We start from the raw sequence: 12,778 nt of genomic DNA on the forward strand, positions 1-12,778 counted from the left end.
GTTTAAGTGTACTGACGTTCACTCAATATGCTTTATGAGATTGCTCTGATCAAATCTCCAATTAACTCAAAAATTGAATAATTCTTTCATTGACCAGGTCAGGTTGATCCACAGAAACCATATGTTTTGCCTCTGCAATGATAGCAATTGTAACAAATGGAGCAACTGAACGGACGCGCGATGCAACTTTTTCTGTGTCATAGAGTACTTCATCTTCACCAATAAATAGCAGTGTACGAGCTGGAAGATGAGCTAAATCATAATCTGAAATAATAGGAATTTTAGTTGTATTAAGCTTGTATGCTTGCACTTGAATTACAAAAGCTTGTACTGATTGTTCTGGAAATTCGAAACCTCTTGAGGACATGTAGTGTAAAAAATTTTTAGCAAACAGTGTGGTGGGTAACATATTTGCGAGAATAAAGCGAAATATAAATGAGAATCGCATTTTTAAGAGTGAGGGTGGTGCAAGCAATATAAGCGAGTCAACGTATTGAGGAAATGCTAATGCAAATTGATGAGCAAACGTCCCCCCAAGAGACGCACCACATAGCGCGGCTTTGCTAATATCTAGTGCATCTAAAACCTCTTTTAACCAAATGGAATATTCAGTAATCTTGGAGGGTCTGGTTCCAGCACTTTTACCTGCTTCACCAATAATATCTATCGCATAAATTCGAAAGTGTTTAGAGAGAGCAGCAACATTATCAATAAACATTGTAGAGTTTCCGCCGCCTCCATGTAATAGTATGAGTGGCTTAGCCTCCTGAGCCCCTGATACAATCATGTACGTTTCCCCGAAGCTAGTTTCAACTACATGATCTTCGTAGGGAACTGGCCATTGAGTAAGAATCTCTGCATAGGATGCAAGTGCCTTTACCCTCGCCTTATCCGACTTATAAGCTGTTTGAGTTGTCATAAGTAAGCCGTATCAACTATTAATGCCATATTATTGTTTGGTCTAAGCATAAATACTCCATGAATAATTAATATTAGTTTTCCAATATGCAAACACTTGAGATCTTGGGAATAAATACAAACTGCGCGCGCGGCGGGCTCTGGAAAAACCTAATGACTATTTTAATTTAATAAAGTGCTTCCGATATAGCTGCATTCTACTGCTGCTTGTGACATGACCTCCCAATCAAATCAGTTATTACTGCAGGGCACTTATACAGTAAAATTGCTTCATTTTGGGTCAAAAGACAGCACCTTGTCAATGGTGCAATCCCATATTGAACAATAATTGGACTGCAATGAATATTATTTAAATCCAATTATTTTACTAATAAACAAAAACCAGTTTAATAGCCACTCATTGAAACCGATAGTATTCGGCACACCAGCCTTAGGGAAAAACTGTTCGACTCGCTAACTTCACCAAACTTGTCAGTGAGTATTTTCAATTTTTTTCCGAGATATCATTGAAGTAGGCCAGTCTCTGCTTACGGAATGTTAATATCAAAAAAATTCCAGAAACAAAAAAGGAAAGAGGAAAAAATCGGGACAAATCAGGTTTGGATTCCTGAATAAAATCATGGAGCTGCAATCCCCCCACTACACAGAAAAATAATGCTAAAAATAAGCACATCCCTCTACGAAAAAGAGATGATGCAAAACAAAGATCAATGATGTTAAAACAAAGAAAAAGCGTAATTTTATAAGTCACAAAGCATAATAGACTAATAAATCCAATTGCAAAAAGAGTTTGTAAAAATACAGTTAACATAAAAATATTCCTTTAGAAACCCTCCAAAAATTACGGCTGTTATTGCTCGTCGAGATCAGGATAAGGTGTTAGAATGCTGGAAAAAATGGGCTGAGCATATTAATAATTTCATGTTTTAATTGGGCAACTACCTGTTCAATTGCAGCTTCAACAGGTTTGGAAAGATTTGTTCCGAATTCAATCGTATTAATTTCTATTCCATAAAATATTATGTTCTCTGGCAAGAGATTAAGTGCGCAACCCAACTGAAGCGCTTGTGAAATTCCGATATCGTGAGTTGAAAATTTATTTTCTGACTCAAAAATGTCATCGTTATTAAACCGATGAATTGTTCCGATCTCACTATTTGAGTTTACTGCGTCAATTATAAAAATCGTACTGGCTTCTTTCATCAACTCGATTAACCGAATCCCTGGACGATCATGAGTTTCTATGAACACGTATTGAGATATATTAACCTGCAAAGCGATTTGATTTTTTAAAGACTCTGCTACCCTCCACCCGACCTGATCATCTCCAAACGGCGACCCAATGCCTAAAACTTTTATATAATTCATTCCTCATCCCGATTTACTTTTATTTTTAAAAAATGGGTCGAACAGGAAATACAGGGATCATAATTACGTATAATCATTTCACAGTAGGAACGTAAAGTCTCTTCCTCTTTATCTATGCCAAATTGGCCTAAAGATATACGTAAATCTTCTTCAATCCGGGCTTGATTTTGGCTAGTAGGTGGAACGATGCGAGCTGAGACAACCTGGCCTTTGTCATCAAATTGATATCGCTGCCATAAAATGCCTCTGGGCGCTTCTGTACAACCAAAGCCTATTCCAGCATGCGCTGTGATTTCTTGACAAGATTGGTTGGGAGTTTCGTACTGTTCTAAAATGCGAATGGATTCTAAAACACTGTAATAAATTTCCACAGCCCGAGCGATGATGCTGTGAAACATATTACGGGAAGGAAAATTAATTTTTAAATGTTGTAAAAGAAGATGTATTGCTGTTGGCAGATGGCCGAAACAATTATTGACCCGAGCCAGCGGCCCCACTAAATAAGGCTTGTCCTGTAACAAACAGTGCAAAGCATTGGAATAAGGCACCTGGCTTTCTTTAAAATAGGTGTCGAATTCCTCAATATTAATGTTTAATCCATGATCCGATACCAATCTGCCTTCGTTGAGGGGATATTCTGTCGGATGATACAGTGAAACAGAAGTAAACTCATGGGAATTATCAGGCAATGAAAGTCCGGCAAGCCAGGAAATTAACTGCTCACAATCCTTAAGTCTTTCTTTCGCTGTATCTAGGATTCTATTTATTTCAGAACGATTCGGTGCTTTAAAAAAGCCGCCAACACAAGCCCCTACTGGATGAACAGAACGACCGCCAAGTAATTTAATTAAGTCATTGCCCAATGCTTGTAAACGCATTCCACAACGTACTTCATCTGGATACACTTTTGCCATTTCCAGTACGGATTTAAATCCCAGAAAATCAGGCAAGGCTAAAAAATGAATATGCATGCTATGGCTTTCCAACCATTCACCGCAGTAAAATAAACGGCGCATGGTTCGCACCCAAGGAGTCGGTTGGATACCAAAACAATGTTCGATAGCCTGGGCAGAGCTCATCTGATAGGCAACGGGGCAAATGCCACAGATACGAGCCACGAAATCTAAAACATCGGTGTAACTACGGCCTTCCAAAAATTTTTCAAAAAGCCTTGGCGGTTCGTAAATTTTTAATTTTAGTGTTTTAATTTTGTGATTACGAATATGAAGCTCAAGAGCCCCTTCACCCTCTACCCGCGCTAAAATGGGAACATTAATTGAGATGTTTTTACTCATTACTGATTTTAATTCCCTTAAAATAGTTTCCCGCTTTATTAAATGGCGGTGCCTGATTATTAATATGTAAAAATTTTTGCGCAATGGCTTCTTTTGTTAGCCCAAGTTGTTCAAACCAATGCCCCAGAGATTGTGTATTCGGGTTTTCTTTTGGACCATAACAAGCATAACATCCTCGCCCTGTCGAGGGACATAACGAGCCGCAACCCGTTTGGGTTACAGGCCCCATGCAGGCTTGTTTTTTGGTAACCAACACACATACATTACCTTTGCGCTTGCATTCCATACACTCAGAGTCTCGCTTGATGCGTGGCGTGGCGTTCGATAATAAAAAACGAATTGCGTCTAATACTTGCTGCCCATTAACAGGACATCCCCATAGTTCGTAATCGACCCTAACATGCTGGGAAATCGCAGTTGAAGTGGCTAAACTTTTAACATATTCTGGAGAGGCATAAATATTGGACACCCAGTCTTTAGAATCAGCAATATTACGCAAAGCCTGGATTCCACCAGCCGTGGCACAAGAGCCTATGGTAATAATGTATTTGCTGTTTTCACGAATTTTTTTGATGCGCTCAATTTCATCTGGCGTTGAAATACTGCCTTCAACGAAAGCTATATCGACCTTAGCCTCAATATCTACCGCTCCCGCTTCAGCAAAATGAACCATATCCAAAAGTTCTGACAATGTTAGAAGTGCTTCACCTGCATTTAAAAATGCCAATTGACATCCATCACATGATGTAAATTTGTGCACAGCCAAACGGGGCTTCATAATGATTAAAATCCTGGTTCATGGAACAATTGTTTGATTTGTGAGTATGCAAATACAGGACCGTCTTTACATATAAAAAAACCACCGTACTGGCAATGACCGCATTGTCCTATACCGCATTCCATATTTCGCTCCATGCTCAGATAAATCTGATGTTCTGAAACTCCTTTTTTACTGAGCAAATTAATTGCAGTCTTCATCATCATTTCAGGTCCACACATCATTGCAACTGTGTTTTGCAGATCCAGTTCTATTTTATCAATCATATCCGTAACATAGCCAACACTCCATGGCCATTTTGGTCCTGCTTGATCTGCTGCAATATAAATTTTAGTATGAGGTGATTTCTGCCATAATGCATAACGCTTTCTAAAAATAAAATCATCGCTGTGTTTTACGCCCTGCAAAATACTTAAATTTCCGTATTGTGATCTTCTTGCCAAAATATAATCGATAATCGATACAGAAGGGGCACAACCTAGTCCGCCTGTTACCACAACAACATCCTTGCCCCTTACTTCTTCGAGCGGCCAGCCCCGCCCATAAGGTCCGCGGACACCAATTCTATCCCCAGGTTGTAGCTTTTGTAATGCTCTGGTCACTCGCCCTATAGCTCTGATGGTGTGGGTAAGAGTTTGCTTGTTTTCAGGATCCGAAACAATGGAAATAGCAACCTCACCCACGCCATAAAGATAAAGCATATTGAATTGGCCAGGATAAAAGATAAATCGTTCGTGATATTCTGGCTCAGTAAACCGCAGATGCAGAGTAAAAATAGTAGCCGATTCTTGAGTTCGTTCTATAATCTCGGCTTCTATCGGCAAATAGGGATCCACATCCGGATTAATCACTTTTTTGTTATCCTTATATTGGATTCTCCCGAAATAGCTGCCAATTCTTCAGTAATATCAATTCCAACGGGACACCAGGTGGTACAACGCCCGCATCCTACGCATCCACTTGTATCAAACTGATCAAACCAGCTGCCTACTTTGTGGGTTAGCCATTGTCGATATTGTTTACGGGTATCATCACGAACAACTGTCCCGTTTAAAGCGCTGTGTCCAGAGGTGAAACATGAGTCCCATTCGCGCTGATGTTCACTACTTGTACCATCCAAACCTGGTTTTTCTACTTCACTATGACAAAAACAAGTGGGGCATACAGAAGTACAATTACCACAGGATAAACAGCGTTCAGCCACTTCTTCCCAACGCGAGTGATTTAAATTTGCGAACAATAAATCACGTAGAGAAGGTTTATTATCCAAAGGAATTCTTTTCGTTTGCATTGCTCCTGCCTGGTCCACATTGGTTATAGCATCCTTGCATTGACTGGTGTTTGCCTTGGGTAATTTTAAATTCATAAGAATTGCATGACCTCGTTCACTCCCTGTTTTAACCACAAACCCATTCTCAACCTCAGTCATAAGGATATCAAAAGGATTCCTGACCTCTGGCCCGGTTCCTGCTGAAACACAAAAACAATTTTCAGATGAATAAGTACAATTCACTGCCACTACAAATAATTGTTCACGACGGCTCTTATACCGTGGATCAGGGTATTTACCCTCAATAAAGACTTTATCCTGAATAACCATCGCTGCTATATCACAGGCGCGTGCTCCGATAATGGCAACGGGTAGTTCACTGGGCTGATGCGGTTGAAAAATTAATTTCCCTTCGTTATCACGAACTACTTTCCATACAGTTTCTGCCGGTTTAAATAAAATGGGTTTTATTGCCTGGGGACCATTTGCAAAAGCAAAGGCTTTTCGTTCGGGAATGTTCTCCAGGCAATAGCTTCCTGGCGTTTGGTGATCACGGATGCCCCAAGGTAATTGCTCCGCGTGATTGAGCACATCGTACACTATTGCCTCATCACGTACTTGCGGGCCGACACAGGAGTACCCTGCATGCTGTAAAGCATCAAGAAGCGCCTGTACTTGAACATGCGGTAAAAAATAGCTTATTTTGTCATCCATCTTCATAAACCCTTTTAACAAATTCTTGGCAATTGCTCTCCTGCCAACCAATCCACAATCCTCATACCGCCCAATTTTGTTTTAAGCTGAACAAAATGACGCGTATCTTCAATGACTTCCCCAATGACTTCTGCATGTAAGCCCAGGGCATGTGAGCGCATAGCGGCTAACAATTTATCTGTATCCTTTGGGGAGCAAATTGCAATTAATTTTCCTTCATTTGCAACATATAAAGCATCGAGCCCTAGCAATTCGCAAGCACTAGCGACTTCAGTACGAATTGGAATTTTACTTTCATCAATCATAAATCCAACCTTTGATTGCAGTGCCAGTTCATTTAATGTTGTTGCAAGCCCCCCTCGAGTGGGATCACGCAAGCAATGAATATCAGGTACGCAAGCTATCATACGGGAGACCAAATCATGCAGTGAAGCAGTGTCGGACTGGATGCTTGTTTGAAATTGCAAATTATTGCGATGAGCCATTATGGCAACACCATGATCACCAATATAACCACTCACAAGCACGTGATCGCCTGGCTTTGCTCTATTACCTGAAATATGAATTCCTTCAGGTACTATCCCAACGCCAGTGGTTGTAATGAAGACACCATCACCTTTACCACGCTCGACTACTTTGGTATCCCCCGTGATAATTGCCACATTGGCCTGCCTTGCAGCATGGGCCATTGATTCTACGATTTTTTGCAAATTTGCAAGTGGGAATCCTTCTTCTAAAATAAAGCTGGCCGATAAATACAATGGTTTTGCCCCAGACATAGCAATATCATTAATAGTTCCATGGACAGACAAAGACCCAATATCACCGCCTGGAAAAAACAAAGGTGAAACCACATGGGCATCGGTAGCCATGACCATTCGACCAGATGATACTAAAAAACAGGCTTGATCGTTTTTTTGAGCAAGCCACTCATTATCAAAAGCTGCCAAAAATAGTTGATCAATTAATTGGGCCATAACCCGCCCACCGCTGCCGTGATTTAAATTGATAGTTCCCTCTTTAAAGTTCAGTTTCGGGCCTCTTATTTTTTTACTTATCAAGGCTTTTGTCATCATGAAGTCAACCTTCCGTAGGCATACACTGCAGCACATGCACCCTCTGATGAAACCATGCACGAGCCTAAAGGATTTTCTGGCACACACAGTTTGGCAAATAATTTACATTCCATTGGTTTTTTTACACCTCGAAGTACTGCCCCGCAAAGACATTGTTTATGTTCTTCTGCTATAAAATCGGGTAACTCAAAACGTTTTTCTGCATCAAATTCAGAATACTCTGCCCTTATTTGTAATGCACTTTTAGGAATATACCCTAAACCACGCCATTCGAATTGGTCCCTTAACTCCAAAACTTCCGCCATAACCTGTTGGGATATCACATTGCCTAAGCGATTGACGGCGCGGGTATACTGAATTTCAACTTCACATCGGCCTTCATTGATTTGTTGAATTAACAGTAAAATAGAATGCAATACATCTAAAGGTTCAAAACCTGAAATCACAATAGGCTTTTGGTATTTATTACACACGGCTTCATAGGGTTGACTCCCAATCACAATGCTGACATGGGCGGGCCCGACAAATCCATCCAGCTTGACCTCATTGGATTGCAGCAAGCTGTCCATGGCAACAGGGGTTAAAACATGATTACAAAAGACACTAAAATTAGCGAGTTTCAATTTTCTGGCTTGTTTGATTACAAAAGCTGTTGGCGGGGTTGTCGTTTCAAAACCAATAGCAAAAAAAACCACTTCTTTCCGCGGGTTTTCTTTAGCAATTTTTAAAGCATCATCCGCCGAATAGATCATTCGAACATCAGCACCCGAGGCTTTAGCCTGCAATAGACTTTTCTGCCCTGTACCTGGTACTCGCAACATGTCAGCATAACTACATAGGATAACGTCCGGGAAAGATGCCAGTGTGATAGCTTTATCTGTTCTTGCCATAGGTAATACACAAACAGGACATCCTGGCCCATGAATCATTTCAACATTCCCTGGAAGTAAACCTGGAATTCCATAGCGATGGATAGCGTGGGTATGCCCCCCGCAAAACTCCATGAACTGATAGTGCCGATTCGAGTCAACTATGGCCGCAATTTCCTGGGCAAGTATTTTTGCATAATCATTATTGCGGAATTCTTCGATGTATTTCATTCAGAAGCATCCTTCAACATTTGTGCAAATAAATTTAAGGTTTTACGGGCTTCTTGTTCATCTAATCGTGTTAAAGCATATCCTACATGAATAATGACGTAATCGCCCTCAGCGACCTCATCTAATAATACAGTTGAGATATCTTTTGTGATGCCGCCTATATTGATGATGGCTCTGTCATTTTCAAGAAGCTGGGTAATTTGAGCGGGTAAAGCTAAACACATAGACTATCCTTGCAGTATTCCAGTAATCCATGCTTGTCCGAGGGAAATTCCGCCATCATTGGGCGGAAGACTTCTCGGTAAAAAGGGTTTGATACCGGACTCAATTAATGCCTTAGTTAATCCTTCTGCCAATATTTGATTCAAAAAGCAACCGCCGCTCAATACTACCATATCAATCCTCTGTTCTCGACACATATCCTTAATCCATTCGCTAAGGCCAGCAATAAGAGTTCCGTGAAACAGATTAGCGCCTTTAATGGGGTCTGCGAGCTCTGATAGCACTTCTAACAAGGGCAGCAGGTCAAAATTATTCTCTTGTATCCGCCATCCCTTAGGGAGTATTAGCAATTCTGTGACTAAACTTTCTAATTGCATTGCTGCCTGCCCTTCATATTGGGACATCAATTGAATCCCTAATAAAGCACTTGCAGCATCAAATAAACGCCCACAGCTACTCGTGCTGGGACAGATTATTTCTTTATCCAGAAGCTGATGCATCGCCGATGCTTGAGTAAAACCTGAAAATCGTTTACTGATGTCATTGCCGCGGCCTAATCGATGTAAAACACTTGCTGCCATTCTCCAAGGTTCTCGTGCTACGATTTCCCCTCCAGGCTGTAAAAAAGGATAAAACGATCCAAGCCGTTCAAAAGCAGCATTTTCTAATAACAAAAGCTCCCCACCCCAAGCTTCGCCATTTGCACCATACCCATATCCATCCAGGGCCAAACCTAAAACCTGCTTCTTGATACCATGCTCTGCGGCAACCGAAGCCAAATGGGCATGGTGATGCTGTATTGCAAAGGCAGGTACACCATAGTCTTCAGCAAATCGAGTGGTGTAAAAATCAGGATGCAAATCATGGGCAATTCGTTCAGGTTCAACATCCAAAAAGTCTAATAAATGAGTTAATGATTCATGAAAGAAATCAATGGTCGCTTTATTAGTTAAACTGCCAATATGCTGTGAAACAAATGCTTCATCACCGCGAGTAATACAAAAGGTATTTTTAAGATGTCCACCAACGGCCAGGGTTGGTGGAATACTATAAGGCAGTTGAATTGGCGCAGGCACAAATCCACGAGAGCGCCGGATAAACATCGGTGCATCATTGACAATACGCAGGACAGAATCATCTTCACGGGCGATAATTAGACGATTATAGGACACAATTTTATCCGCTATACTTTTAAGCTCACAATCTGCCCTATAATCATCAATAATGATCGGCTCGCCTCCTGGATTGGCGCTGGTAACCACTAAAACTGTTGATTGAAATTCATCCAACCAGCCGCAACCATTTAGATTTCCAGCAAAAGCATTAAAAAGTAAATAATGTAATGGCGTATAAGGAAGCATTATTCCAAGATGGTTTAAACCAGGCGCTATTTTTTCTATACCCCCCAAGCCTTCCTTTTTTCTCAGCAATACTATTGGGCGTGCAGCCCCTTCTAATAAGATTTGAGCTTGTTTACTGATTTCAACAATTGGCTCGGCACTTTTGCTATTAGCCACCATCAGCGCCAATGGTTTTGTTTCACGATTTTTTCTTTCCCGAAGTTTTAGCAGGGTTTTCTCGTTTTTTGCATCGCAAATAAGCTGATATCCACCCAATCCTTTTAAAGCGATAATTTCCCCTTGCAAAATGCACTCTGCAATGTCTTCAATGGATAGTGAAAGTTGAGGGCCGCAATTCACGCATGCAGTAGGTTGAGCATGATAACGTCGATTCTCAGGGTTTGTATAATCTGTATAACAATCCTGGCAAAAAGGGAAAGGCTCCATGGAGGTATGGCAACGATCATAAGGAAGCGTTTGCGTGATTGAGAATCTAGGGCCACACTGGGTACAATTTAAAAAGGGATATCGAAAGTAGCGACTTTGAGGGTCAAAAAGATCCTGCAAACATTCTGAGCAAATACAGGTGTCCGGGGAAATAATAGTATTCGCTTTACCGTTCTCACTTTCAATAATTTCAAAAAAGGTTTCATTTATTTTTAAAGGAATAATCTTTTGCTGAATGGTATTCACTTTGGCCAGTGGCGGTAAATTTTCTTTTAAATGGGCTTCAAATTCACAAGCCAAGGCCCCTTGAACTTCAATCAAAACACCCGAAGCATTATTCTGTATCCATCCAGTTAAGCGAAGCCGTTTGGCCACTCGAAAAACACAGGGTCTAAAGCCAACTCCCTGGACCTGTCCCTGAATGATAAGCTGTAATCGTTCCACTTCCATTTAGAGCCCCAAAAGAAATAATATGCCCATTTGGAGATTCCCTACATCAGCTTTTGTTTCAACCAGTTGTACCAGTCATTCAAACCATGATTATTAACCGTTGAAAGAGTTAACATTTCAATATTGGGTTTAATCTGGCGCGCATATTCCATGCATTTACTTAAATCAAAATCTACGTAAGGGAGTAAATCTGCTTTAGTAATTAGCATTAAATCAGCGCAGCGAAACATATCAGGATATTTAAGCGGTTTGTTATCCCCTTCACTAACTGACAGGATGACCACCTTAAATTGTTCGCCTAAATCAAATAATGCAGGACAAACAAGATTTCCTATATTTTCAATAAATAATAATGATTTTTGCTTTAAAGAAAGCGCTTCTAAGGCATGACCAACCATATGTGCATCCAGGTGACAGACTTTACCAGTATTTATCTGTATGGCACGGCCGCCACTTGATTTAATTAACTCTGCATCGTAATTCGTTTGTTGATCACCGACAACAACAGCTATATCCATTTCATGTTTTAAATCTAAAATTGTTTTTGCCAGAAGAGTTGTTTTACCCGAGCCCGGGCTTGACATGATATTTAATGCCAAAATATCTTTATTTGATAAATAGCGTTTATTCTGAAGAGCAAACTGCTGATTCTTGGCTAAAATATTTTGTTCAATATGGATCAGATGTTCATCATGCGAATGATGGCCGTGTTCATGCTTATGATGTTCAATCTCATTAATCTCTTCGGTACAACCGCATATTCCGCACATTATTCAACCACCATTGATTTAACCCGTAATTCTTCACCCTGAGTGACCCTTAATGAATGACTGCCGCAGGCTTGGCACTCATCATAATACTGTCGCAGAGGCACCTTTTTTTGGCAAGACTCGCATAATGCTTCTCCAGGGATATCAACGATGTGAAGTTCGGCATTTTCAGCCACAGTTCCCTCGGTAATGACATTAAAACTAAAAAATAAAGCGTCTTTTTCAACTGCAGCCAATTGGCCAAGCTCTATAACCACTTTTTTTACGCGAGTACAATTTTTTTTAATCGCATTCTGCTCAATAATTTCGAGAATACTCTTACATAACCATAATTCATGCATAATTAAACATTTTGAAACAATTAATAATACCAATGATTAGGCTGAATGACGCAATCATTAGGCCTGCAATACGCGAGAATAAAAAAGATACCCTATCAGCGCGTTGGATCAAAATTGAAACAAACAGTCCATTTAATCCATCTGACATCATCATTCCTAACATAAAAACAACACCCAATACTACTGAAAATAAACACCCTGCTAAAGCACTGGCCGAAAGTGAAAATAATACAACCTGGCTAACTGTATCAAAAGATAAGGCAAAGAGTACCCCAATAAATATTATACAAACAGGATTAAAATTTTTATGGATTAACTTTCCTGATAAATAACTTTTAAAACTGGTTGGCAGGCTCTTTTTTGATGGGTGCTGAACGATATTCCAAAGGTTCGATAATCCAAATAGGAAAAGAAAAGAGATAGAAATAATATCCCCAACCCAATTCAACCATTCTGGAACAGCTGATGGCTTAAGCCCGCTACCTATGATTAAACTAATTAATATCACTACCAAACCATGCCCCAGTGAAAATAAAAAACCTATGATTCTGGATAAGTATCGATTATCACTAACAGTTCTTGTTATGGAATCAATAGTTGCCAGATGATCCAAATCAAAACCATGACGTATGCCTAAGAGAAAGGCAATTACAATTAAAAACCATCCAGAATCTTTCATAACCAACTAT

14 protein-coding genes are annotated in these 12,778 nt (G+C 40.2%); all 14 read right to left on the reverse strand.

Annotated features, from left to right (window positions below; all coding sequences use genetic code 11):
* Positions 1–61 precede the first annotated feature (61 nt).
* The 14 genes from DYH42_RS07555 to DYH42_RS07620 all read right to left on the reverse strand — a co-directional run bounded on the left by DYH42_RS07555 (position 62) and on the right by DYH42_RS07620 (position 12,768).
* Positions 62–919, reverse strand: coding sequence for an alpha/beta fold hydrolase (locus DYH42_RS07555; RefSeq protein ID WP_058522752.1), 858 nt, complete (start codon positions 917–919; stop codon positions 62–64).
* A 483-nt stretch (positions 920–1,402) separates the two neighbouring features.
* On the reverse strand, positions 1,403–1,729 hold the full coding sequence (locus DYH42_RS07560; protein ID WP_058522753.1) for a hypothetical protein: 327 nt from the start codon (positions 1,727–1,729) through the stop codon (positions 1,403–1,405).
* A gap of 68 nt (positions 1,730–1,797) precedes the next feature.
* Positions 1,798–2,286, reverse strand: a complete 489-nt coding sequence (locus DYH42_RS07565; protein ID WP_058522754.1) for a hydrogenase maturation protease — start codon at positions 2,284–2,286, stop codon at positions 1,798–1,800.
* Positions 2,283–3,581 (reverse strand): Ni/Fe hydrogenase subunit alpha, encoded by a 1,299-nt coding sequence (locus DYH42_RS07570; RefSeq protein ID WP_058522755.1) that lies wholly within the window; start codon positions 3,579–3,581, stop codon positions 2,283–2,285. The genes DYH42_RS07565 and DYH42_RS07570 overlap by 4 nt, the downstream gene beginning before the upstream one ends.
* On the reverse strand, positions 3,574–4,359 hold the full coding sequence (locus DYH42_RS07575) for an NADH-quinone oxidoreductase subunit B family protein (protein ID WP_058522756.1): 786 nt from the start codon (positions 4,357–4,359) through the stop codon (positions 3,574–3,576). Before DYH42_RS07575 ends, DYH42_RS07570 begins: the two co-directional genes overlap by 8 nt.
* Positions 4,360–4,364: 5 nt before the next feature.
* Positions 4,365–5,210, reverse strand: a complete 846-nt coding sequence (locus DYH42_RS07580) for an FAD/NAD(P)-binding protein (RefSeq protein WP_115317002.1) — start codon at positions 5,208–5,210, stop codon at positions 4,365–4,367.
* Positions 5,207–6,343 (reverse strand): 4Fe-4S dicluster domain-containing protein, encoded by a 1,137-nt coding sequence (locus tag DYH42_RS07585; protein WP_058522792.1) that lies wholly within the window; start codon positions 6,341–6,343, stop codon positions 5,207–5,209. The genes DYH42_RS07580 and DYH42_RS07585 overlap by 4 nt, the downstream gene beginning before the upstream one ends.
* Positions 6,344–6,357: 14 nt before the next feature.
* Positions 6,358–7,416 carry a hydrogenase expression/formation protein HypE gene (gene hypE, locus DYH42_RS07590; RefSeq protein WP_058522793.1) on the reverse strand — a complete coding sequence of 353 codons (1,059 nt, stop codon included), beginning with the start codon at positions 7,414–7,416 and terminating at the stop codon, positions 6,358–6,360.
* Positions 7,416–8,519 carry a hydrogenase formation protein HypD gene (gene hypD, locus DYH42_RS07595; RefSeq protein ID WP_058522757.1) on the reverse strand — a complete coding sequence of 368 codons (1,104 nt, stop codon included), beginning with the start codon at positions 8,517–8,519 and terminating at the stop codon, positions 7,416–7,418. Before hypD ends, hypE begins: the two co-directional genes overlap by 1 nt.
* Positions 8,516–8,743 carry a HypC/HybG/HupF family hydrogenase formation chaperone gene (locus DYH42_RS07600; protein ID WP_058522758.1) on the reverse strand — a complete coding sequence of 76 codons (228 nt, stop codon included), beginning with the start codon at positions 8,741–8,743 and terminating at the stop codon, positions 8,516–8,518. The genes hypD and DYH42_RS07600 overlap by 4 nt, the downstream gene beginning before the upstream one ends.
* 3 nt (positions 8,744–8,746) lie before the next feature.
* Positions 8,747–10,978, reverse strand: coding sequence for a carbamoyltransferase HypF (gene hypF, locus DYH42_RS07605; RefSeq protein ID WP_115317007.1), 2,232 nt, complete (start codon positions 10,976–10,978; stop codon positions 8,747–8,749).
* Between the two features lie 41 nt (positions 10,979–11,019).
* On the reverse strand, positions 11,020–11,748 hold the full coding sequence (gene hypB, locus DYH42_RS07610; RefSeq protein ID WP_058522759.1) for a hydrogenase nickel incorporation protein HypB: 729 nt from the start codon (positions 11,746–11,748) through the stop codon (positions 11,020–11,022).
* Complete coding sequence (gene hypA, locus DYH42_RS07615) at positions 11,748–12,089, reverse strand: hydrogenase maturation nickel metallochaperone HypA (RefSeq protein WP_058522760.1); 342 nt, start codon at positions 12,087–12,089, stop codon at positions 11,748–11,750. The genes hypB and hypA overlap by 1 nt, the downstream gene beginning before the upstream one ends.
* Positions 12,082–12,768: a HoxN/HupN/NixA family nickel/cobalt transporter gene (locus tag DYH42_RS07620; RefSeq protein WP_058522761.1), complete on the reverse strand. Its 687-nt coding sequence runs from the start codon at positions 12,766–12,768 to the stop codon at positions 12,082–12,084. The genes hypA and DYH42_RS07620 overlap by 8 nt, the downstream gene beginning before the upstream one ends.
* Between the last annotated feature and the right edge of the window lie 10 nt (positions 12,769–12,778).

The organism is Legionella birminghamensis (assembly GCF_900452515.1).
Classification (GTDB): domain Bacteria; phylum Pseudomonadota; class Gammaproteobacteria; order Legionellales; family Legionellaceae; genus Legionella_C; species Legionella_C birminghamensis.

Coding starts and splice junctions, on each gene's coding strand:
- DYH42_RS07555 (WP_058522752.1), bottom strand. CDS start 919: ATGACAACTCAAACAGCTTATAAGTCGGATAAGGCGAGGGTAAAGGCA.
- DYH42_RS07560 (WP_058522753.1), bottom strand. CDS start 1,729: ATGTTAACTGTATTTTTACAAACTCTTTTTGCAATTGGATTTATTAGT.
- DYH42_RS07565 (WP_058522754.1), bottom strand. CDS start 2,286: ATGAATTATATAAAAGTTTTAGGCATTGGGTCGCCGTTTGGAGATGAT.
- DYH42_RS07570 (WP_058522755.1), bottom strand. CDS start 3,581: ATGAGTAAAAACATCTCAATTAATGTTCCCATTTTAGCGCGGGTAGAG.
- DYH42_RS07575 (WP_058522756.1), bottom strand. CDS start 4,359: ATGAAGCCCCGTTTGGCTGTGCACAAATTTACATCATGTGATGGATGT.
- DYH42_RS07585 (WP_058522792.1), bottom strand. CDS start 6,343: ATGGATGACAAAATAAGCTATTTTTTACCGCATGTTCAAGTACAGGCG.
- hypE (WP_058522793.1), bottom strand. CDS start 7,416: ATGACAAAAGCCTTGATAAGTAAAAAAATAAGAGGCCCGAAACTGAAC.
- hypD (WP_058522757.1), bottom strand. CDS start 8,519: ATGAAATACATCGAAGAATTCCGCAATAATGATTATGCAAAAATACTT.
- DYH42_RS07600 (WP_058522758.1), bottom strand. CDS start 8,743: ATGTGTTTAGCTTTACCCGCTCAAATTACCCAGCTTCTTGAAAATGAC.
- hypF (WP_115317007.1), bottom strand. CDS start 10,978: ATGGAAGTGGAACGATTACAGCTTATCATTCAGGGACAGGTCCAGGGA.
- hypB (WP_058522759.1), bottom strand. CDS start 11,748: ATGTGCGGAATATGCGGTTGTACCGAAGAGATTAATGAGATTGAACAT.
- hypA (WP_058522760.1), bottom strand. CDS start 12,089: ATGCATGAATTATGGTTATGTAAGAGTATTCTCGAAATTATTGAGCAG.
- DYH42_RS07620 (WP_058522761.1), bottom strand. CDS start 12,768: ATGAAAGATTCTGGATGGTTTTTAATTGTAATTGCCTTTCTCTTAGGC.